This window comes from Pseudomonas sp. I8001, from assembly GCF_013385345.1.
Lineage (GTDB): Bacteria > Pseudomonadota > Gammaproteobacteria > Pseudomonadales > Pseudomonadaceae > Aquipseudomonas.
In genome coordinates this window covers 76,750-96,569 of sequence record NZ_JACAQC010000015.1, presented here as the reverse complement: position 1 = coordinate 96,569, position 19,820 = coordinate 76,750, and the positions used below count along the sequence as shown (strand labels likewise).

Genomic DNA, 19,820 nt, shown 5'->3' with positions numbered 1-19,820 from the left:
TGCCCGTATTCGGCAGACAGTCGCTGACGCCCGGTTTTCTGAGCCGGAGACAACTTAGTAGTTTTAACGGATCAACTAGAGATCGCCAACTGGTCAAGGGGCTTACACATGAATCTGAACAACCAACCAACTATCGATGAATTGGCTGAGATGTTCGCAGCGCAGAAAGACACGCTCGACGACCATATCCTCTGGATTGGTAAATCGGGCCAGGTCCATATTGACTGCCTGGCGCCCCACACCGTGGAAGAAGAGTTCGACAGGAATAACCGTGAACTGGCAGCGCGCCTGAAGATGTACCGCCGCGGCCAGGGTTATGTCGGCAAGAAAGCCGCCGCCGATCGCAACTTTATCGAGCAGGTCTTCCATACACTTAATACCGAGTGGCAGAACCTTAAAGGCCATTCGCAAGTTAAGGTGATCGACAGATACTGCTGATAACTACGCACTTATCACTTAAGCCTGCTCGCTTAAAACGAGCAGGCTTTTTTATGGCCGACGGTTATCGCAACAACGCCGGAAAACGCCCCTTCCCCGCTTCATCGCAAAAAATATCAAACATGGCCTGGGCCGCCGCTGAAAGTTCGTGGCCGGGCTTGGTCAGTACACCAATCGGCCGTTCGATCACCGGATCGCTCAAGGTGATGCAATGGGCGCCTGCTTCCTGCATTTGGCGTGCACACAACGCCGGCACTGCACTCACGCCCAAGCCACTGGCAACCATCTTGCCCACCGTCGCCAGTTGATGGCTCTCCAGGGCTACGGGCAGCTTCAGGTCCAGCGCCTTCAGGTGTTCTTCAAGCATCACTCGTACCGTGGACGGGCGCTGCAAGGTGATGAAGGGTTGTTCAAGCAGGGTGTGCCAGGCGATATCGGAGCGGCGTGCCAATGGCGAGTCACCGGGCACCACCGCCACAAAGCGGTCCACATACAGCGGGGTGAACACCAGCGATGAGCTTTCCGACGGTTCAAACGCCACGCCCAACTCAACTTGGCGATCGCGGACCATTTCCAGCACCTGCTCGTTGATCACGTCATTCACCGTTACGTTGACCTGGGGATAGCGCGCGCGAAAAATCTTCAGGATCGGTGGCAGCAGGTTTCCGGCAAACGACGGCATCGCCGCCACCGTTACCCGCCCGCGCTGCAAGGTGAAACGCTGGCGCAACTCATCCTCGGCATTGTCCCAGTCGGCGATCAAGCGCCGGGCCAGGGGCAGCAGGGATTCGCCTTCAGGGGTCAGCGCGACATTGCGCGTATTGCGGCTGAACAGCCGCCCGCCCAGGCCTTCTTCCAGGCCTTTGATGGTCAGGCTCAAGGCCGACTGGGAAAGATGCAAACGCTCACAGGCGGCCGCAAAGCTCAAGGTCTGGGCCACGGCAAGAAAGGCGCGCATCTGTTTAACTGTCATGAAGCTTCTCCCGATGGCTGAGGACTATGCTGTTTTTTAAATCAATCAACCTTAAAAAACAACTTAACAAATCAATCCGTCGGCGCAACACTCGGTTCATATGGCTGGCCCACAAACAATAAAAGAGGTGCATATGGCAGGTTTTGATAAACGCGTAGCGTCCTATGAAGAGGCGCTGGCAGGCCTGGAAGATGGCATGACGGTTCTTGCCGGTGGTTTTGGCCTGTGCGGCATCCCGGAAAACCTCATTGCCGAAATCAAGCGCAAGGGCACCCGCAACCTGACCGTGGTCTCCAACAACTGCGGCGTCGACGGCTTCGGCCTGGGCCTGCTGCTGGAAGGCAAGCAGATCAGCAAGGTCTTCGCGTCCTACGTCGGTGAAAACGCCCTGTTCGAGAAGCAACTGCTCAGCGGCGAAATCGAAGTGGTCCTGACGCCCCAAGGCACCCTCGCCGAAAAACTGCGCGCAGGCGGTGCCGGCATCCCGGCCTTCTTCACCGCCACCGGCGTCGGCACGCCAGTCGCTGAAGGCAAGGAAACCCGCGAGTTCAACGGTCGCCCGTACCTGATGGAAGAATCCATCACCGGCGACTTCGCCATCGTCAAAGGCTGGAAAGCCGACCACTTCGGCAATGTGATCTATCGCCACACCGCCCAGAACTTCAACCCGCTGGCCGCCACCGCCGGCAGGATCACCGTGGTCGAAGTCGAAGAAATCGTCGAACCGGGCGAGCTGGACCCGGCGCATATCCACACCCCAGGGATCTACGTCGACCGGATCATTTGCGGCACCTTCGAGAAGCGCATCGAACAGCGCACCCTCCGCAAATAATCCACCAGCCCAAATAATAAGGAGACAAAAAATGGCTCTTACCCGCGAACAAATGGCTCAACGCGTCGCCCGCGAAATGCAGGACGGTTTCTACGTCAACCTCGGCATCGGCATTCCGACCCTGGTGGCCAACTACATCCCAGAAGGCATGGAGGTCATGCTGCAGTCGGAAAACGGCCTGCTGGGCATGGGTCCGTTTCCTACTGAAGAAACCATCGATGCCGACATGATCAACGCCGGCAAACAAACCGTCACCGCGCGCATTGGCGCGTCGATCTTCTCCTCGGCCGAATCCTTCGCGATGATTCGCGGCGGCCACGTCGACCTGACCGTGCTCGGCGCGTTTGAGGTCGATGTACAAGGCAACATCGCCTCGTGGATGATCCCCGGCAAGCTGGTCAAGGGCATGGGCGGCGCGATGGACCTGGTGGCCGGTGCCGAGAACATCATCGTGATCATGACCCACGCGTCCAAGGACGGTGAATCCAAGTTGCTGAGCCAATGCAGCCTGCCGCTGACCGGCGCCAACTGCATCAAGCGCGTGCTGACGGACCTGGCCTACCTGGAAATCGAAAATGGCGCTTTTGTCCTCAAGGAACGCGCACCTGGCGTCAGTGTTGAAGAGATCGTCAGCAAGACAGCCGGTAAACTGATCGTCCCGGACCACGTTCCAGAAATGCACTTCCAGTGAGGACAGATTCCATGCAAGACGTCGTGATTGTTGCTGCCACCCGCACCGCCGTGGGCAGCTTCCAAGGTTCGCTGGCAAGCATCCCGGCCCCGGAGCTGGGGGCTGCGGTGATCCGTCGCCTGCTGGAGCAGACCGGCATCGACCCGGCACTCGTGGATGAAGTGATCCTTGGCCAGGTGCTCACCGCCGGCAGCGGCCAGAACCCGGCCCGCCAGGCCTCGATCCTCGCCGGCCTGCCCCACGCCGTGCCGGCGCTGACCCTGAACAAGGTCTGCGGCTCGGGGCTCAAGGCCCTGCACCTGGGCGCACAAGCGATCCGTTGCGGCGATGCCGAGGTAATCATCGCCGGCGGCATGGAGAACATGAGCCTGGCCCCGTACGTATTGCCAGCCGCCCGCACCGGCCTGCGCATGGGCCATGCGAAGATGATCGACAGCATGATCACCGACGGTCTGTGGGATGCGTTCAACGACTACCACATGGGCATCACCGCCGAGAACCTGGTGGACAAGTACGGCATCAGCCGTGAAGCCCAGGACGCCTTCGCCGCCGCCTCCCAGCAAAAAGCCACGGCGGCCATTGAAGCCGGGCGTTTCAGCGATGAGATCACACCGATCCTGATTCCCCAGCGCAAGGGCGACCCGGTGGCCTTCGCCGTGGACGAACAGCCACGCGCCGGCACCACCGCCGAATCCCTGGCCAAGCTCAAGCCGGCCTTCAAGAAAGACGGCACCGTCACCGCCGGCAACGCATCCAGCCTCAACGACGGCGCGGCTGCCGTGCTGCTGATGAGCGCGGACAAAGCCAAGGCGCTCGGCTTGCCAGTGCTGGCCCGAATCGCCAGCTACGCCAACGCCGGCGTTGATCCCGCGATCATGGGCATTGGCCCGGTATCGGCCACCCGCCGCTGCCTGGACAAGGCCGGCTGGAGCCTGGGCGACCTGGACCTGATCGAAGCCAACGAAGCCTTTGCCGCGCAGTCACTGGCGGTGGGCAAACAGCTGGAATGGGACGCGGCCAAGGTCAACGTCAACGGCGGCGCGATTGCCATCGGCCACCCGATTGGCGCGTCAGGCTGCCGTGTGCTGGTGACCCTGCTGCATGAAATGATCAAGCGTGACGCCAAGAAAGGCCTGGCTACCCTGTGCATCGGTGGCGGGCAAGGTGTAGCCCTGGCCCTTGAACGCAGCTGATTTCAAAGAGCAACATGGAAAAGGCCCGGTTCCACGAAAACCGGGCCTTTTCTTTATCGGTCAGTCCCGCGCCTGGGGCACCGCAAAAACCGCATTTGCCCGCACCACCACCTTCTCCCCGACCTGCACGCTGACCGTGGCAAACGCCATCTGCCGCCCGCGCTTGTGATGCTCCAGACGCACCTCGACCCACTCCCCTACCTGCACCGCGCCGAGATAGTCCAGGGTCATGCTCGCCGTGATCAACGGCAGCGGCGGCTCGCTGGAAAACGCCATGGCGTAGCCCATGCCCACATCCGCCAGGGTGGCCAGCACGCCACCGTGCACGGTGCCGCGTCCGTTGGCGTGGCGGTTGTCGGCGCGCAGGCCGATTTCCAGCTGCAAGCCCTCACCTCGGCTATACACCGGGCCAAGCAGGTCCAGGAGTGGGCTGCTGCGACGCAGCGGAGTAAAGCCTTCGGGGATGGCATGGGCAGTCATGTCAGGTTCTTCCTTGGGGACAAGACTGGAGGTGTATCCCACCGCAGCCATCCGGACCATCAACATCAGCCCGGTAAATCCCCGGTGATAAGCCTAACGCTTCATGCAGCGCTGATAACGCTCATCCACGCGCTTGGCAAACCAGGCCGTGGTGAGGTTGCGGGTGATCTTCGGGCTTTTCAGCACGATGCCCGGCAGGATCGCCCGCGGCACCGGTTTGCCGGCGGCCTTGTCGGCCAGGGCGAACACCCGCTGGTACAGGGTGGTGTCTTCAAAATCCAGGCGCTCGCCCTGTTCCAGCTGGCTGCGGATGCTCGGGTTGCGCATGTCCAGCGCCTTGCCCAGTGAGCGCACTGCCAGCTCGGTGGTGCCTGGCAGGAACGAGCCGTAGTTGATCAAGTCGCCGTCCAGCGCCAGCGTGGTACCCGAGACCCGGCTGACAGCCGCCTGGAATGCCGCATTGCGGCTGGCGTACCAACCCGCGTTGAAATCGGCGAAGCGGTACAGCATCTGGTCGTAGTGCACCGGGTAGCCCAGCAGATGGGTGATGCCAAAGTACATGCCGCCTCGGCGGGTAAATACTTCCCGGCGGATGCTGCCATCCACGGTGTAGGGATAATCCCGGGCCTGCTTCTGTGCGAAGTCGATGCTGACCTGCATCGGGCCGGCGGTATGCACCGGGTTGAAGCCGCCAAACAGCGTATTGCCCAAGGGCACGACACTGATGAAGTCGTCAAAGATTCCACTCAAATCCCGCTCGGTGCGCGCAGCGTTCAAGCGCTCGGCGTAGGACTTGCCGGTGGGCGAGCGCAGTTGCAGTGCCGTGCGCACCAATACCGCCGGCACATGGACTTTAGCGGCGCGCCGCAGGATCTCGTCCTGGGCGATCTTGCCCATGTTCGGGACCGGCGGGTCGACCTGATAGGTGGACTCCTGCTCGGTCACGGCCAATACCGCGCAGATGTTCTCCGTACCAGGGTAGATTTTCTGCGTGTTGAAGGCGGTGTAGATGTCCTGGGCCCAGCCGCCACGATCCGGCACGCTGGCCGGCATCAGTCGCACGATCTGCGCTTTCACCTCGGCTTCGCTGCGTTCCGGCAGTTGCTGGGTGCGCTGGCTGGAGCAGCCGGCCAATACCAATAAGGTGGTAAGGCACAGGATGAGGCGAGATGAACGCATGGGGCTTCCTTGGGCGACAATGGGCCAGTCTTGGCAGATATCGACCGGTAAGTCTAACCGGGGTTCGCCGACCTGCCGCACTCGCCAAAAAAACCGCAACGTGAAAGGATCAGGCTCCCGTCGTTCCTACAAGGAGTTTGAATGCCATGCTTAGCCTGAACTTCCTGATCACCTGCCTGATCGTCGTGCTCATTCCCGGCACCGGCGTGATCTTCACCGTGTCCACCGGACTGACCGCCGGCAAGCGCGCCAGTGTGTTCGCGGCGCTGGGCTGCACCGCCGGGATCGTTCCGCACTTGTTGGCCTCCGTGCTTGGGCTGTCCGCCCTGCTGCATACCAGCGCCCTGGCGTTCGAAGCCCTCAAGTATGCCGGGGCCGCCTACTTGCTGTACCTCGCCTACGCCACCTGGCGGGACCGAACGGCCTTTGCCATGAACGACACACCGACGATTTCCAGCGCCCACAGCCTGATGGTGCGAGGCCTGTTGCTGAATATTCTGAACCCCAAGCTGACGATTTTCTTCCTGGCGTTCCTGCCGCAATTCGTCACCCCGGGCGCGGGCGCACCGGCCCTGCAAATGCTGTTGCTGAGCAGTGTATTCATGGCGATGACGTTTGCGGTGTTTGTGATTTATGGCCTGCTGGCCAATGTGTTCCGCCGCGCGGTGATCGAATCGCCACGTGTACAGAACTGGCTGCGCCGCAGTTTTGCAGCGGCGTTTGCGGGGTTGGGGCTGAACCTGGCGTTTGCCCAGCGCTAAGTTGCAAGCAGCCGCGAACAGCCTTCTTATGGCGAGGGAGCTTGCTCCCGCTGGACTGCGCAGCAGGCCCATTTTCAGGGCCGCTGCGCGCCCCAGCGGGAGCAAGCTCCCTCGCCACAGGTTACTTAGATCCCGGCGAGTGCCAGGTCCATCGCGAAGTAGGTGAAGATCAAGTCCGCACCGGCGCGCTTGATCGAGCCCAGGGTTTCCCGCACTACGCGGGCTTCATCGATCGCACCCGCCTGGGCGCCGAACTTGATCATCGCGTACTCGCCGCTGACCTGGTACGCCGCCACCGGCAAACGCGAGGCTTCGCGGATGTCGCGGATGATGTCCAGGTACGCGCCGGCCGGCTTGACCATCAGCGCGTCCGCACCTTCCTGCTCATCCAGCAACGATTCGCGCACCGCTTCGCGGCGGTTCATCGGGTTCATCTGGTAGCTCTTGCGATCGCCCTTCAGCGCGCTGCCGCCGGCTTCGCGGAACGGGCCGTAGAGGGCCGAGGCGAACTTGGTGGAATAGGCCATGATCGGGATATGGCTGAAGCCTGCTTCATCCAGGGCCCGGCGAATGGCCTGGACCTGCCCGTCCATCGCGGCGGACGGGGCGATCACATCGGCACCGGCACGAGCGGCAGCCACAGCTTGCTTGCCAAGGTTGACCAGGGTGCGGTCGTTGTCGACTTCGGCGCCGTGCATCACGCCGCAATGGCCGTGGTCGGTGTACTCGCAGAAGCAGGTGTCGGACATCACGATCATTTCCGGCACCGCATCCTTGATGATCGAGGACATGCGCGACACCAGGCCACGCTCTTGCCAGGTGTCACTGCCCGAGGCGTCCAGGTGGTGGGACACGCCGAAGGTCATCACCGACTTGATCCCGGCTTTCGCATAGCGTTCGATCTCGCCGGCCAGCTTCGACTCGGGAATGCGCTGCACCCCGGGCATGCTGGTGATCGGCACGAAGTCGTCGATTTCTTCTTCAACGAAGATCGGCAGCACCAGGTCATTGAGGGTGAATTCGCTTTCCTGGAACAGGCCACGCAACTCCGGGGAGCGGCGCAGGCGGCGTGGACGGGCTTCGGGGAACTGGCTGGACATTGATGCTCCTGAAAAAAGGCAGGCCAAAAATCTTTGGGGCGAAAGCTTATGCCTCGTGCACCGCAGAGCACAAACGCCAAGTGCGGAACAGTTTATTGCAGGCTTGGTAACAATTGCATTGATCTAGAGCTGTAGACGGCCTTCAATGCAAACGGCAACCGCGCCGCCGACCCAGATTTCCTCGCCGCTGTGTTCAATGCGGATTCGCCCGGCGCGGCCCATGGCGGTGCCCTGGCTGACCACATAGCGGCTGGGCGCCAACCCCTCGCCCAGCAACCACTGGGCGACACCGGCGTTCAGGCTGCCGGTGGCCGGATCTTCCGGAGCGCCGTCGCCGGCAATAAAGGCCCGCACCTCAAACTGCGCCTCATCGCCATCCCGCTCGGGGTTCCACGGGGCGATCACGCCCACGGCCAAGCCCTGCAACTGCGAATAGTCCGGCCGCAGTGCCAGTACCTGCTCGCGATCCGCCAGCATCACCGCCAGCCAGCCCGCGCCGTTATCCACCCACTGGCTGCGCAAAATCGCACCGGGTTCAAGGGCCAGGGCCCGACGCACGCGCTCGACCAATTCAGCTTCCAGCGGGCCGGAACGCAGCAACGGTGGCGCGATAAACGCCAGTTCATCGCCCTGGCGGCGGATGCGCACCAGGCCGATCTCACACTCCTGGATGATCTCCTCCCCAGCGGGTTGGCCACCGGCCAGCAACCAGGCATGGCAACTGCCCAGGGTCGGATGGCCGGCAAACGGCAATTCCTTGAGGGTCGTGAAGATCCTTACGCGGTAGTCCGCTCGTGGATCACGGGGCTTGAGCAGGAAGGTGGTTTCGCTGAGGTTGGTCCAGTTGGCGAAATCCGCCATCTGCTGGTCGTTCAGGCTGTCGGCGCCCAGCACCACGGCCAACGGGTTGCCCTTGACGGCCACGCTGCTGAAAACGTCCAGTTGTTTGAAGTCGAAAGAAGCCATGCCGGTCCTTATGCTGGGATGTTCAAGCCACGGATCACCGCCGGCCGGGCGACAAACCCGTCCAGGGCCCGCAGTACGTTCGGGAAGTCGGTAATACCCACCAGGTCGCCGGACTCATAGAAGCCGATCAGGTTGCGAACCCACGGGAAGGTGGCGATATCGGCGATGCTGTACTCGTCACCCATGATCCAGGTGCGGCCCAACAGGCGCTTTTCCAGCACCTCCAGCAAGCGGCGCGACTCGGCGACGTAGCGATCGCGCGGGCGCTTGTCTTCGTAGGCCGCGCCGGCGAATTTGTTGAAGAACCCCACCTGGCCGAACATCGGCCCGATACCGGCCATCTGGAACATCAGCCACTGGATCGTCTCGTAACGCATCGCCGGGTCTTCGGGAAGCAATTCACCGCTCTTCTCGGCGAGGTAGATCAGGATCGCGCCCGACTCGAACAGCCCCAGCGCCTGGCCGCTCGGGCCATTGGGGTCGATGATCGCCGGGATCTTGTTGTTGGGGTTCAGCGACAGGAACTCGCTGGAAAGCTGGTCCTGGGTCTCGAAACTGACCTTGTGCGCCTCGTAGGGCAGGCCGATTTCCTCGAGCATGATCGACACCTTGACCCCGTTGGGCGTGGGCAACGAATACAGCTGCAGACGCTCGGGATGCCGGGCCGGCCATTTGGCGGTGATGGGGAAGTCTGAAAGTGAGTTCATCATGGGACTCCTGATAAAAGTAGGAGAGTAGTGGTTCAGTGCCTATCGTGCATCCGTCTTAATTCAGCAACATCTGCGGGTTAATCTCCTGCACACGGCAAGGATGCCGCCCCATCTCCCCCGCGAAACGAACCAAACTGCCTTGGGGGACTCTTAAAGAGCGCCCGATGGCTGGGCTTGCTTGCCCTGAATCCCTGCACCGAGACTTAGAACCATCATGACCATCAAGCCTCTGTGCCTTGCGAAACGCTTCAAACGCTACTCCTACATCCTGCTGCCGGTATTGCTGGTGAGCGCCGCGGTCGGCCTTAGCCTGGAATCGCGGGTCAGCCGCGCCCAGCCGGTCGACGGCGTGCAAACCCTGGTGTTCCTGCGCCATGGCGAGAAACCTGCCGGGGGCCTCGGCCAACTCAACTGCCAGGGGCTTAACCGTGCGATGAACCTGGCCACCGTGCTGCCGGAAAAATTCGGCAACGCCAACTACGTGTTCGCACCCAACCCGACCCGCAATGTCGAGGAAGGCGAGAAAGACAACTCCTACAGCTACATCCGCCCGTTGATGACCATCAGCCCCAGCGCGATCAAGCTCGGGTTGCCGGTCAACATCAAGTTCTCGGCCAATGACACCAGCGCCCTCGCTGACGAACTGGTGGAAGACAAATACCACAACGCCGTCATCTACACTGCCTGGTCCCATGGGTATCTGCCGGACTTGATCAACAAGGTGGCAAGCGAGGCCGTCGGTGAAAAACATGTGATTACCGACGATTGGTCCGGCAGCGATTTCGATAGCTTGTATGTGTTGACCCTGACCTGGCACAACGGCAAGGCCTCGCTGCTCAGCCGCAACTACAAGCAAGGCCTGGATAATGGCCAGCAGACTTGCCCGGACGCAACGCAAGTCAGCGCCGATATCTGACCGCCCCTGAAGACCCGTGGCGAGGGAGCTTGCTCCCTCGCCACAGCAAGCTCCCTCGCCACAGTGCTTCGGAGGCGGCCTTGTACAGCGTATGATGTTGCGCTATTGACTCACCTGCGGATCATCTACATGTCCAACCTCTCCTCCACCCAGCCTGCCCGGGGCTGGTCCTTCTGGTGGAAACCAGCGCTGTTCCTGCTGGTGGCCTGCGTCGGCCTCTACTACGTGAAATGGTCGCCCTACTACGCCAAGGCGTTTATCGCGGCAGACAACCACAGCATCGGCGCCTCGATTCTCAACGACCAGCAAAGCGCGCCACTGGCCGCCGCGCTGGCCTATGCCCAGGTGTATTTCCTGGCGATCTGGAAGGCTGCGGTGCTGGCGGTCATTCTCGGCTCATTGCTGCAAGTGCTGATCCCACGGGACTGGCTGCTGCGCCTGTTTGGCCGTGCCGGGCTGGGATCTACCCTGCGTGGCGGGCTGTTCGCCCTGCCGGGGATGATGTGCAGTTGCTGCGCCGCTCCGGTGGCGGCCGGTATGCGTCGGCAGAAAGTCTCGGTCGGCGCGGCGCTGGCGTTCTGGATTGCCAACCCGGTGCTGAACCCGGCGACACTGGTGTTCATGGGCTTTGTGCTGGGCTGGGGCTTTACCGCGCTGCGGTTGGTGGCCGGGATCGTGCTGGTGGTGGGTGTTTCGCTGGTGGCGCAACGCATCGCGCGGCCGGAGCAGGTACCGGAAGCCGCGCTCGACGCCGTGGCCCAGGCCAGCCATGCCGAAACCGAACCGTTCCTGACCCGCTGGCTGCGCACCCTGTGGCAGCTGTTCTGGAGCACGATTCCGGTGTACATCCTGGCGGTGCTGATCCTTGGCGCGGCGCGGGTCTGGCTGTTTCCCCACGTTGACGGCGCCATGGCCAACAGCCTGGTGTGGCTGGTGCCTCTGGCGATTGTCGGCACGTTGTTCGTGATCCCGACCGCCGCCGAAATCCCCATCGTGCAGACCATGATGACCCTCGGCATGGGCACCGGCCCGGCCGTGGCCTTGCTGATGACGCTGCCGAGCGTGAGCCTGCCGTCGCTGCTGATGCTGCGCAAGGATTTCGATGCGCGGGTACTGGTGACTGTGGCCGGCTTGACCATGCTGATGGGGGTGGTGTGTGGGCTGATCGGGGCGTTTATCCTGTAGTGATTGGGTGAGTTTGAGGGCCTCTTCGCGGGCAAGCCCGCTCCCACCTTTTGACCGCATTCCTACTGGATAAACGCGGTCGAATGTGGGAGCGGGCTTGCTCGCGAAGGGGCCGGCAAACTCAATCAATCACGTACGCCGAGCGAGCCTGTCCCGGAAATACTCCACCACCGCCGCTTGCTCTCCCGCAAACTCGATGCGTGCGCCTTTGCTTTCCCGCTGGAACGCATACATCGGGTCGTAGTACTCACGCAACAGCCCTTCAATCCAGCCGCGGTGCAAATCCACCGCGCCGCTGCTGGCTTGTTCTGCCAATGCTTCCTGCATGATCGCGTGCAACCGCGCAAACCGCTCGCCGCCCAGGCGCTTGTGGATATTGCCCAGGCTCTGGGTCAGGCGCTCGGCAAACAGTTCCTGGCCAGTGTCGCCAAACACCGCGACAAACTCGGCGCAGAGGTCCACCACATAATCCTTCAGGATGCGCTCCACCCGGCCTTCAACGCTGTCTTCCAGCCAGACCATCGGGAAGCCCTGCATGCCTTTGTGCAGGGGCAACGGCAGCGCGCAGCTGCCGATCATGCGGCTCTCATCCTCGACCACAAACTGCTCGATACCGGCGGCACGCTTTTTCAGCAGGTCCACCGCCAGGCGGTTTTCGAAGTCGATGTTGGAAGGTTGCGCCGTGGCGCGTTTGCCGAAGCTGGAACCGCGATGGTTGGCGTGGCCTTCCAGGTCCAGGGCGTTGTTCAACTGGCCGAGCACTTCGGTCTTGCCGGTACCGGTCATGCCGCCCAACAGTACGAAGTCGCATTGCGCGGTGGCGCTTTCAACCGTGTCGAGCAGGAAAGTCCGCATGGCCTTGTAGCCACCGCCCACTCGCGGATAGTCGATACCCGCCTCGGTTTTCAACCATTGCTGGGCAATCTGCGAACGCATCCCGCCGCGAAAGCAGTACAGCAGACCATCCGGATTGGCCTGGGCAAAACGCGCCCAGTGTTCGATACGTTCGGCCTTGATCGCCCCGGACACCAGTTCGTGCCCGAGAACAATGGCCGCCTGCTGGCCTTGCTGCTTGTAACAGGTGCCCACCCGTTCGCGCTCGTCGTCGGTCATCAACGGCAGGTTGACCACCCCGGGAAACGCGCCCTTGATGAACTCGATCGGCGCGCGGGTATCCATCATCGGCCGGTCGTTGAGAAAGATGTCGCGGTAATCGGTGATGTCGATGGGCATCAGAACACCTCTACCGCGTTGGTCTGTCGCTCAACCAGTTCGCCGATCGGCTCAAGGTTCAGGCCCAGCTCCGCCGCCACGGCGAGGAATTCGGCATTGCCTTCGGGGGTGACCGCCACCAGCAGCCCGCCGCTGGTTTGCGGGTCGCACAGCACGCGCTTGTGCAGTTCGTTCAGGCGCCCCAGCTTGCTGGCGTAGCTGTCGAAATTGCGCAAGGTGCCGCCGGGGACGCAGCCCTGTTCCAGGTAGTACTCAACCCCGGGCAGGCGTGGGACTTTTTCGTATTCGATGCGGGCAGTTAATTGGCTGCCGTCGGCCATTTCCACCAGGTGGCCCAACAGGCCGAAACCGGTGACGTCGGTCATGGCCGTGACACTGGCCAGCTTGCCAAAACGGCTGCCGGGTTTGTTGAGGGTGCACATCCAGTCACGGGCCAGGCCCACGTCGGCCTCGCGCAGCTTGCCCTTCTTCTCGGCCGTGGTAAGGATGCCGATGCCCAGGGGTTTGGTCAGGTACAGCTGGCAACCGGCGGTGGCGGTGTCGTTGCGCTTCATGTGGCGCTTCTCCACCAGCCCGGTGACGGCCAGGCCGAAGATCGGCTCCGGGGCGTCGATGGAGTGGCCGCCGGCCAGGGGAATCCCGGCAGCGTCACACACGGAACGGCCGCCGCGAATCACTTCCCGGGCAATCTCCGGAGCCAGCACGTTGACCGGCCAGCCGAGAATCGCGATGGCCATCAACGGATCGCCGCCCATCGCATAGATATCGCTGATGGCATTGGTGGCGGCAATGCGGCCGAAGTCGAAGGGGTCATCGACGATCGGCATGAAAAAGTCGGTGGTGGACACCACGCCGCGCTCCTCGTCGATGGCGTACACCGCCGCGTCATCGCGCGAAGCGTTGCCTACCCAGAGCTTGGGGTCGAGGTTCTGTGCGCCACTGCCGGCGAGGATCACTTCCAGTACCTGAGGTGAGATCTTGCAACCGCAACCAGCACCGTGGCTGTATTGGGTCAGGCGAATCGGCTCGTTCATGGGTATCCCTCAAGGCGTCAAGTGGGCGGATTCTAGCAGACAGTAAAAGGCCGACTGCATGCAGTCGGCCCTTATGTTCAGCCCTTAGTGTTTGGCAGCAAGCCGTTTATGCCGGTTGCGTCGCATCATGTTCAGGCATTCGATGGCCGCCGAGAACGCCATGGCCGCATACACATAGCCTTTTGGCACATGGGCGCCGAAACCTTCGGCGATCAGCGTCATACCGATCATGATGAGGAAGCCCAGGGCCAACATCACAATGGTCGGGTTGTCGTTGATGAACTTGGCCAGCGGCTCGGCCGCCACCAGCATCACGATCACCGAGACCACCACGGCAATGATCATGATCGGCAAGTGCTCGGTCATGCCCACGGCGGTGATGATGCTGTCGATGGAAAACACCATGTCCAGCAGCAGGATCTGGCCAATCGCCGAGGCGAAGCCCAGGGTCACGCTCGGCGCGCCGGTGTCCACATGCTCCTTCTCGGGGTCCATGCTGTGATGGATCTCGGTGGTGGCCTTCCACACCAGGAACAGGCCACCGGCGATCAGGATCATGTCTTTCCAGGAGAACGACTGCCCCAGGATGTCGATGACCGGCTCGGTCAGCTGCACGATAAAGGCGATGGTGCTCAACAGGCCCAGACGCAGGATCAATGCCATGCTGATGCCGATGCGGCGGGCCTTGGCCCGGTGCTTCACCGGCAACTTGTTGGTGAGAATCGAGATAAAGATCAGGTTATCGATCCCCAGCACGATCTCCATGACGATCAGGGTGGCCAGTGCGATCCACGCGGTCGGGCTGGCGGCCAGTTGTAAAAGGTATTCCATAGGTCATTCCTGGTGTTGTGTGCGGGTATCAGGTTTCTTGGGAGGTGGACTCAGGCTTGCTGTCTTCCTGTTCCGGCTTGTCCGGCTTGCCTTGCGGCGGTGCGATCAAGCCCTTGGTCGCGTCACTCAACGCCTGCTCGGCGGCCTGGTGGGTGTCGTCAATCACTTGCTTGGCCGACTCAGTGGCCTTGCCCAGCAGTTGTTGCGCGCTTTTTTCCGCTTGGTCACAGCCACTGAGCATGACTAATGAAAGCCCAAGTAACGCCGTTGCGCCCAGGGAATTGAGTTTCATGATGCGTTCCTCGTTAGAACCGTCGGGTCCAAGTAGTGGCCCCTCGATAGCGACGCATTCTATGCAGGGGAACACTTCAGGAAAATTCGTATTTTTTTCGTTTATACTTCGGTTTTAACGAAGTATTGGCCGCCATGCTTAATTACCGACAACTGCACTACTTCTGGGTCGTCGCCAAGACCGGCAGCATCGTGCGCGCCTGCGAGCAACTGAACCTCACGCCGCAGACCATCAGCGGGCAGATCAGCCTGCTGGAACAGACCTTTGGCGTGGCATTGTTCCAGAAGGTCGGGCGCCAGCTGGAGCTGACCGAAGCCGGGCGCCAGGCGCTGCCCTATGCCGAGCAGATGTTCCAGCTGGGCAATGAGCTTGAAGCGATGTTGCGCACCCAGCCCAATGAGCAGCAGATCCTGTTCCGGGTTGGCGTCGCGGATGTGGTGCCCAAGTCCATCGTCTATCGGCTGATTGCGCCAACCATGGAGTTGAGCGAGCCGATCCGCATCACCTGCCGTGAAGACAAACTCGAACGCTTGCTGGCGGACCTGGCGATCCAGCGCCTGGACCTGGTGATCTCCGACAGCCCGATGCCGCCGCACCTGGACATCAAAGGCTACAGCCAGAAGCTGGGGGAATGCGGCATCAGTTTCTTCGCAACCCAGGCATTGGCTGACCAGCATCGCGGCGATTTCCCACAATGCCTGCAGGGTGCGCCGCTGTTGATTCCGGGGGCGGAGACGGTGGTGCGCAGCCGTTTGCTGCGCTGGTTTGCCGAGCAGCAGATCCAGCCTCGGATTGTCGGGGAATTTGACGACAGCGCGTTGATGCAGGCCTTTGGCCAATCCGGCAGCGGGATTTTCATCGCGCCGAGCGTGATTGCCGACGAGGTGGAACGCCAGTATGGCGTGGCGCTGATCGGCCAGACGGATGCGGTGACCGAATCGTTTTATGCAATCTCGGTGGAGCGCAAGGTCAAGCACCCCGGCATCGTGGCGATTACCGAAGGTGCCAGACGGGAGCTGTTCACTTCCCTGCCCTGAAGGCTCAGGCGCAGACGGCGCGGGTCTTGGCGGTCATCAGCCACAGCGCCAGCAGGATCGACAACAGGATAAAGCCCGCCGCGGCAAACCCGAGGCTGCCCAGGCCCAGGGTGTCGATCACGTGCCCGCCCACCAGCGCCCCCAGGCCAATACCCAGGTTGGCCCCGGCAATGTTCAACGAGGCGGCAAACGCCGGCGCATGGGGTGCGGCCTTCATCAGTCGCACATGGCTGACCAGAAACAATGCCGCCTGGGTCACGCCCCATACCGCCATCGCCGCCGCCAACCCGATCGTGGAATGGATGGCGGGCACCAGCGCCACCATGCCGGCGATCATGAAACCGCAGAACACCATCGACGCAATCAGCGGATGACGGTCGACCATGCGCCCGCCCAAAGAGTTGCCGATCAGGCCGACCGCGCCAAAGCCCATGAGGCACCAGCCCACTACCGTGCCGTCAAAACCCGCCAGGCGTTCGAGAATGTCTGCCAGGTAGGTGTAGGCGGTGAACATCCCGCTGAACACCAGGATCGACAGCAGGATATGGCCCTGCATCAGCGGGCTGCGCAAGATCTTGAACTGCGAGCGCAGGCTGACCTGGTCGTGCTTTGCCCGGGTCTTCGGCAGGTAGATAAACAGCAGCAGGGCCTTGGCGAACGCCACCACCGCGAGAATGCCAAAGGCGGTGCGCCAGCCGAACATATCGGAAATCAGCGTGCCCACCGGGATCCCGAAGACCGTGGCACACACGATGCCGAAGCCGATTTTTTCAATCGCGCGGCCGGCGAAGTCCGGCCCGACAATGTCCACCGCTGTTTCGCTGGCCAGGGCCCAGAACACCGGCAGCCCCAGTGCCGGGATCAACCGGGCCAGGGACATGACCCAGATATTCGAGGCCATCGCCGCCAGAGTGTTGGCCAGGCCGAACATGATCAGGATCGTGATAAACAGCCGCTTGCGCTCGAACCGGGCGAAATATGCGGTGAGGAACGGGCCAAACGCCGCCACGGTGAAGGCGAACAACGTCACCAGCAACCCGGCCTGGGACACGCTTACATCGAGGTCCCGGGCGATGGAAGGCAACAGGCCGACGATGATGAACTCTGTGGTCAGCACGGTAAAACCGGCTGCCGACAACAGCAGGATCGGAAACAGCATTAAAAACTCCAGAAAACAGCGACATCAACGACAGCCCGGAGGGCCCGCTGATAGAGAAGAAATAAGAGGATGGGCAATGTTAACAGAATGTGTCCCATCGTGGTGACGGAACGCCGCACCCGGATTAGACGTTTCCTACAGATGTTAGACTTCGCCCCTGCCAGATTCATGCTGCCTAGCTGCATCTATTAAAAAAACCAGAGACAACCTTTTTATGACTGCTGCCCCTTCCCTCTTTCAACGCCTGATGTCTATCAGCCTGGTCACCCAAATTGTCATCGGCCTGATCGCCGGTATCCTGTTGGCCCTGCTGTTGCCCGACGTCGCACAAGCCACCGGGTTTATTGGCAAGGTCTTTGTCTCGGCGCTCAAGGCCGTCGCGCCCATCCTGGTATTTGTGCTGGTGATGGCCTCGATTGCCAGCCACAAGCACGGCCAGGAAACCCATATCCGCCCGATCCTGTTCCTGTACCTGCTGGGCACGTTCGCTGCCGCCGTGGTCGCGGTGATCGCCAGCACGCTGTTCCCCTCCTCGCTGGTGCTGGCCACCCACGATGTGGCCGTCAGCCCTCCCGGCGGTATCGGTGATGTGTTGCAAAGCCTGTTGCTGAGCGTGGTGGACAACCCGGTCAACGCGCTGATGAACGCCAATTTCATCGGTATCCTGGCGTGGGCCATCGGCATGGGCATCGCCATTCGCCATGCCAGCGACACCACCCGCACCGTGCTGGGGGACCTGTCCAACGGCGTCACGCTGATCGTGCGCATGGTGATCCGCTTCGCGCCCCTGGGGATTTTCGGCCTGGTGGCCTCGACCCTCGCCACGTCCGGCTTCGGCGCCCTGCTGGGCTACGCACACCTGCTGCTGGTGTTGATCGGCTGCATGCTGTTCGTCGCGCTGGTGATCAACCCGGCCATCGTGTTCTGGAAGCTGCGCCGCAACCCTTACCCGCTGGTGCTGATGTGCCTGCGGGAAAGCGGGATCACCGCGTTTTTCACCCGCAGTTCGGCGGCCAACATTCCGGTCAACCTGGCGTTGAGCAAGCGCCTGGGCCTGCATGAAGACACGTACTCGGTGTCGATCCCGCTGGGCGCCACCATCAATATGGCCGGCGCTGCCATCACCATCACCGTGCTGACCCTGGCCGCCGTGCACACCCTGGGCATTGCCGTGGACATCCCCACCGCCGTGCTGCTCAGCGTGGTCGCGGCGGTGTGTGCCTGCGGCGCGTCGGGGGTTGCCGGGGGCTCGCTGCTGTTGATCCCGCTGGCGTGCAGCCTGTTCGGCATTCCCAGCGAAATCGCCATGCAGGTGGTGGCCGTGGGCTTCATCATCGGCGTGTTGCAGGACTCGGCGGAGACCGCACTGAACTCGTCCACCGACGTGTTGTTCACCGCTGCCGCGTGCCTGGGCAAGGAAGAACAAGCCGCGTAGACCTTGCGCGCACAAAAAAGCCCGGGGCGGTTCGTGAATGAACCGCCCCGGGCTTTTTATTACAAGGCTTAGAACGCGCCCATGTAGTCGCGCTTGCCCACTTCCACGCCGTTGTGACGCAGCAAGGCGTAAGCGGTGGTGACGTGGAAGAAGAACTGCGGCAGGCCGTAGCTCAGCAGGTACGACTGGCCGCTGAAGCGCTTCTCTTTCGGGGTGCCAGGGCGAGTGATGATCTCGATGCCTTCTTTACCGTCGACCTGGGCCGGGGTGATGGTGTCGATAAACGCCAGGACCTTGGCGATCAGCGCTTGCAGGTCGGCGAAGGTGACTTCTGTATCGTCGTATTTCGGAACTTCGATTTCAGCCAGGCGGGCAGAAACGCCTTTGGCGAAGTCGACGGCGATCTGCACCTGACGCACCAGCGGGAACATGTCCGGGTACAGGCGTGCCTGCAGGAAGGCGTTCGGGTCGATGTTCTTGGCGGTGGCGTGGGCCTCGGCCTTGTTCAGCACATCGCTCAGGGCGTTGAGCATTTGCTTGAAGACCGGGAGGGAAGCGGCGTACAGGGAAATAGTCATGACAGTCTCGACAGTTGTGGCAGGGTTTGAAACAGCCGCGATTATAGACATGCCGGCCACCGGCGCCGCTTGTCTTTTATTTTTTCAGGATTAGGCTAGTGAGCTCACTGCATTAGGGAAAGCGCGATGACCACCGAGCACGACACCACTTCCGAAGAACCGCGCCTGAACAGCACGGAAATCCGCATCCTGGGCTGCCTGATCGAAAAACAGGCCACCAGCCCTGAAACCTACCCGTTGACCCTCAACGCGCTGGTGATCGCCTGTAACCAGAAAACCAGTCGCGAACCGGTGATGAACCTCAGCCAGGGCCAGGTTGGCCAGAGCCTGCGGGCCCTGGAAGGCCGCGGGTTTACCCGGCTGGTGATGGGCAGCCGCGCCGACCGCTGGGAGCATCGGGTGGACAAGGCGCTGGAGCTGGTGCCGGCCCAGGTGATTCTCAGCGGGTTGCTGTTCCTGCGGGGGCCGCAGACGGTCAACGAACTGCTGACCCGGAGCGGGCGCATGCATGACTTTGAAGACGCCGAGCAGGTGGTGCATCAACTGGAACGCCTGATTGCCCGTGGGCTGGCGTTGTTGGTGCCGCGTCAGTCGGGGCAGCGGGAAGATCGGTACATGCACGCCCTGGGCGACCCGGCGGACATTGAAGCGATCCTGGCGGCGCGTGGGAATCCGGTGGAGCGTGGTGCGGGAAGTGGGGTTTCCCTGGAGCGTATCGAAGAGCTGGAAGCGCGGATTGCGGCGCTGGAAGAGCGCCTTTCGCGGCTCGAGTAATGTTTGTGGTGAGTGGGCTTCTG

At 61.8% G+C, this 19,820-nt stretch carries 22 protein-coding genes; 10 read left to right on the top strand and 12 right to left on the bottom strand.

The features are described from left to right. Nucleotides 1-108 precede the first annotated feature (108 nt). Nucleotides 109-438, top strand: coding sequence for a hypothetical protein (locus tag HX839_RS14215; protein ID WP_003211618.1), 330 nt, complete (start codon nt 109-111; stop codon nt 436-438). Between the two features lie 64 nt (nt 439-502). Here HX839_RS14215 and HX839_RS14210 read toward each other — a convergent pair whose 3' ends face one another. Next, nucleotides 503-1,411 carry a LysR family transcriptional regulator gene (locus HX839_RS14210; RefSeq protein WP_134326891.1) on the bottom strand — a complete coding sequence of 303 codons (909 nt, stop codon included), beginning with the start codon at nt 1,409-1,411 and terminating at the stop codon, nt 503-505. A 133-nt stretch (nt 1,412-1,544) separates the two neighbouring features. On the opposite strand from HX839_RS14210, the gene HX839_RS14205 reads away from it, so the two are divergent. The 3 genes from HX839_RS14205 to HX839_RS14195 are packed head-to-tail and all read left to right on the top strand — an operon-like array spanning nt 1,545 to nt 4,127. Further along, a complete protein-coding gene (locus HX839_RS14205; RefSeq protein WP_008435892.1) occupies nt 1,545-2,243 on the top strand; it encodes a CoA transferase subunit A in 699 nt (232 codons plus the stop codon). 31 nt (nt 2,244-2,274) lie between these two features. Continuing rightward, the gene (locus HX839_RS14200) at nt 2,275-2,934 is read left to right on the top strand and encodes a CoA transferase subunit B (protein WP_003211625.1); all 660 of its coding nucleotides are present in this window, start codon (nt 2,275-2,277) and stop codon (nt 2,932-2,934) included. Between the two features lie 11 nt (nt 2,935-2,945). After that, entirely contained in the window at nt 2,946-4,127 is a 1,182-nt protein-coding gene (locus HX839_RS14195; protein ID WP_177067210.1) for an acetyl-CoA C-acetyltransferase, read from the top strand. 60 nt (nt 4,128-4,187) lie between these two features. Here HX839_RS14195 and HX839_RS14190 read toward each other — a convergent pair whose 3' ends face one another. Together HX839_RS14190 and HX839_RS14185 are read right to left on the bottom strand one after the other, a co-directional pair. Then, nucleotides 4,188-4,607, bottom strand: coding sequence for a PaaI family thioesterase (locus tag HX839_RS14190; protein ID WP_003211628.1), 420 nt, complete (start codon nt 4,605-4,607; stop codon nt 4,188-4,190). Between the two features lie 93 nt (nt 4,608-4,700). Beyond that, nucleotides 4,701-5,786, bottom strand: a complete 1,086-nt coding sequence (locus HX839_RS14185; protein WP_177067209.1) for a DUF1615 domain-containing protein — start codon at nt 5,784-5,786, stop codon at nt 4,701-4,703. A gap of 146 nt (nt 5,787-5,932) precedes the next feature. Between HX839_RS14185 and HX839_RS14180 the strand changes: the two genes are divergently transcribed. Continuing rightward, on the top strand, nt 5,933-6,547 hold the full coding sequence (locus HX839_RS14180; RefSeq protein ID WP_003211632.1) for a LysE family translocator: 615 nt from the start codon (nt 5,933-5,935) through the stop codon (nt 6,545-6,547). Nucleotides 6,548-6,672: 125 nt separating this feature from the next. Here HX839_RS14180 and hemB read toward each other — a convergent pair whose 3' ends face one another. The 3 genes from hemB to HX839_RS14165 all read right to left on the bottom strand — a co-directional run bounded on the left by hemB (nt 6,673) and on the right by HX839_RS14165 (nt 9,320). Next, nucleotides 6,673-7,647 (bottom strand): porphobilinogen synthase, encoded by a 975-nt coding sequence (hemB, locus tag HX839_RS14175; protein WP_003211635.1) that lies wholly within the window; start codon nt 7,645-7,647, stop codon nt 6,673-6,675. 123 nt (nt 7,648-7,770) lie between these two features. Continuing rightward, nucleotides 7,771-8,613 (bottom strand): PhzF family phenazine biosynthesis protein, encoded by an 843-nt coding sequence (locus HX839_RS14170; protein WP_177067208.1) that lies wholly within the window; start codon nt 8,611-8,613, stop codon nt 7,771-7,773. Nucleotides 8,614-8,621: 8 nt separating this feature from the next. Next, nucleotides 8,622-9,320 (bottom strand): glutathione S-transferase N-terminal domain-containing protein, encoded by a 699-nt coding sequence (locus HX839_RS14165; protein ID WP_008435902.1) that lies wholly within the window; start codon nt 9,318-9,320, stop codon nt 8,622-8,624. Nucleotides 9,321-9,537: 217 nt separating this feature from the next. On the opposite strand from HX839_RS14165, the gene HX839_RS14160 reads away from it, so the two are divergent. After that, nucleotides 9,538-10,239 (top strand): histidine phosphatase family protein, encoded by a 702-nt coding sequence (locus HX839_RS14160; RefSeq protein ID WP_102604857.1) that lies wholly within the window; start codon nt 9,538-9,540, stop codon nt 10,237-10,239. A gap of 129 nt (nt 10,240-10,368) precedes the next feature. Continuing rightward, nucleotides 10,369-11,424: a permease gene (locus tag HX839_RS14155; RefSeq protein WP_003211251.1), complete on the top strand. Its 1,056-nt coding sequence runs from the start codon at nt 10,369-10,371 to the stop codon at nt 11,422-11,424. A gap of 129 nt (nt 11,425-11,553) precedes the next feature. Here HX839_RS14155 and mnmH read toward each other — a convergent pair whose 3' ends face one another. The 4 genes from mnmH to HX839_RS14135 form a co-directional block, all read right to left on the bottom strand. Then, a complete protein-coding gene (gene mnmH / locus HX839_RS14150; protein WP_177067207.1) occupies nt 11,554-12,657 on the bottom strand; it encodes a tRNA 2-selenouridine(34) synthase MnmH in 1,104 nt (367 codons plus the stop codon). Continuing rightward, nucleotides 12,657-13,691, bottom strand: coding sequence for a selenide, water dikinase SelD (gene selD / locus HX839_RS14145; protein ID WP_177067206.1), 1,035 nt, complete (start codon nt 13,689-13,691; stop codon nt 12,657-12,659). Before selD ends, mnmH begins: the two co-directional genes overlap by 1 nt. An 84-nt stretch (nt 13,692-13,775) precedes the next feature. Then, nucleotides 13,776-14,522: a TerC family protein gene (locus HX839_RS14140; RefSeq protein ID WP_003211245.1), complete on the bottom strand. Its 747-nt coding sequence runs from the start codon at nt 14,520-14,522 to the stop codon at nt 13,776-13,778. Nucleotides 14,523-14,550: 28 nt separating this feature from the next. Then, a complete protein-coding gene (locus tag HX839_RS14135) occupies nt 14,551-14,814 on the bottom strand; it encodes a hypothetical protein (RefSeq protein ID WP_023658942.1) in 264 nt (87 codons plus the stop codon). Nucleotides 14,815-14,948: 134 nt separating this feature from the next. Here HX839_RS14135 and nhaR point away from each other — a divergent pair, with 134 nt between their 5' ends. Next, a complete protein-coding gene (nhaR, locus tag HX839_RS14130; protein WP_003211241.1) occupies nt 14,949-15,851 on the top strand; it encodes a transcriptional activator NhaR in 903 nt (300 codons plus the stop codon). Nucleotides 15,852-15,855: 4 nt separating this feature from the next. Here nhaR and HX839_RS14125 read toward each other — a convergent pair whose 3' ends face one another. Then, the gene (locus HX839_RS14125) at nt 15,856-17,010 is read right to left on the bottom strand and encodes an MFS transporter (RefSeq protein WP_177009760.1); all 1,155 of its coding nucleotides are present in this window, start codon (nt 17,008-17,010) and stop codon (nt 15,856-15,858) included. Between the two features lie 214 nt (nt 17,011-17,224). Between HX839_RS14125 and sstT the strand changes: the two genes are divergently transcribed. After that, on the top strand, nt 17,225-18,445 hold the full coding sequence (gene sstT, locus HX839_RS14120) for a serine/threonine transporter SstT (RefSeq protein WP_087694103.1): 1,221 nt from the start codon (nt 17,225-17,227) through the stop codon (nt 18,443-18,445). Between the two features lie 68 nt (nt 18,446-18,513). Here the strand turns inward: sstT and HX839_RS14115 are convergent, their stop codons facing one another. Further along, nucleotides 18,514-19,023 carry a DUF1993 family protein gene (locus HX839_RS14115; protein WP_003211233.1) on the bottom strand — a complete coding sequence of 170 codons (510 nt, stop codon included), beginning with the start codon at nt 19,021-19,023 and terminating at the stop codon, nt 18,514-18,516. A 126-nt stretch (nt 19,024-19,149) separates the two neighbouring features. Between HX839_RS14115 and HX839_RS14110 the strand changes: the two genes are divergently transcribed. After that, nucleotides 19,150-19,797 (top strand): YceH family protein, encoded by a 648-nt coding sequence (locus tag HX839_RS14110; protein WP_003211232.1) that lies wholly within the window; start codon nt 19,150-19,152, stop codon nt 19,795-19,797. Nucleotides 19,798-19,820: the final 23 nt, after the last annotated feature.

Bases quoted from the DNA above. Each gene is read 5' to 3' on its own strand.
- HX839_RS14170 (WP_177067208.1), bottom strand. From the start codon at position 8,613: ATGGCTTCTTTCGACTTCAAACAACTGGACGTTTTCAGCAGCGTGGCC.
- nhaR (WP_003211241.1), top strand. From the start codon at position 14,949: ATGCTTAATTACCGACAACTGCACTACTTCTGGGTCGTCGCCAAGACC.
- mnmH (WP_177067207.1), bottom strand. From the start codon at position 12,657: ATGCCCATCGACATCACCGATTACCGCGACATCTTTCTCAACGACCGG.
- HX839_RS14180 (WP_003211632.1), top strand. From the start codon at position 5,933: ATGCTTAGCCTGAACTTCCTGATCACCTGCCTGATCGTCGTGCTCATT.
- HX839_RS14165 (WP_008435902.1), bottom strand. From the start codon at position 9,320: ATGAACTCACTTTCAGACTTCCCCATCACCGCCAAATGGCCGGCCCGG.
- selD (WP_177067206.1), bottom strand. From the start codon at position 13,691: ATGAACGAGCCGATTCGCCTGACCCAATACAGCCACGGTGCTGGTTGC.
- HX839_RS14200 (WP_003211625.1), top strand. From the start codon at position 2,275: ATGGCTCTTACCCGCGAACAAATGGCTCAACGCGTCGCCCGCGAAATG.
- HX839_RS14215 (WP_003211618.1), top strand. From the start codon at position 109: ATGAATCTGAACAACCAACCAACTATCGATGAATTGGCTGAGATGTTC.
- HX839_RS14115 (WP_003211233.1), bottom strand. From the start codon at position 19,023: ATGACTATTTCCCTGTACGCCGCTTCCCTCCCGGTCTTCAAGCAAATG.
- HX839_RS14155 (WP_003211251.1), top strand. From the start codon at position 10,369: ATGTCCAACCTCTCCTCCACCCAGCCTGCCCGGGGCTGGTCCTTCTGG.
- HX839_RS14125 (WP_177009760.1), bottom strand. From the start codon at position 17,010: ATGCTGTTTCCGATCCTGCTGTTGTCGGCAGCCGGTTTTACCGTGCTG.
- HX839_RS14140 (WP_003211245.1), bottom strand. From the start codon at position 14,522: ATGGAATACCTTTTACAACTGGCCGCCAGCCCGACCGCGTGGATCGCA.
- HX839_RS14135 (WP_023658942.1), bottom strand. From the start codon at position 14,814: ATGAAACTCAATTCCCTGGGCGCAACGGCGTTACTTGGGCTTTCATTA.
- HX839_RS14195 (WP_177067210.1), top strand. From the start codon at position 2,946: ATGCAAGACGTCGTGATTGTTGCTGCCACCCGCACCGCCGTGGGCAGC.
- HX839_RS14210 (WP_134326891.1), bottom strand. From the start codon at position 1,411: ATGACAGTTAAACAGATGCGCGCCTTTCTTGCCGTGGCCCAGACCTTG.
- HX839_RS14205 (WP_008435892.1), top strand. From the start codon at position 1,545: ATGGCAGGTTTTGATAAACGCGTAGCGTCCTATGAAGAGGCGCTGGCA.
- HX839_RS14190 (WP_003211628.1), bottom strand. From the start codon at position 4,607: ATGACTGCCCATGCCATCCCCGAAGGCTTTACTCCGCTGCGTCGCAGC.
- HX839_RS14160 (WP_102604857.1), top strand. From the start codon at position 9,538: ATGACCATCAAGCCTCTGTGCCTTGCGAAACGCTTCAAACGCTACTCC.
- sstT (WP_087694103.1), top strand. From the start codon at position 17,225: ATGACTGCTGCCCCTTCCCTCTTTCAACGCCTGATGTCTATCAGCCTG.
- HX839_RS14185 (WP_177067209.1), bottom strand. From the start codon at position 5,786: ATGCGTTCATCTCGCCTCATCCTGTGCCTTACCACCTTATTGGTATTG.
- hemB (WP_003211635.1), bottom strand. From the start codon at position 7,647: ATGTCCAGCCAGTTCCCCGAAGCCCGTCCACGCCGCCTGCGCCGCTCC.
- HX839_RS14110 (WP_003211232.1), top strand. From the start codon at position 19,150: ATGACCACCGAGCACGACACCACTTCCGAAGAACCGCGCCTGAACAGC.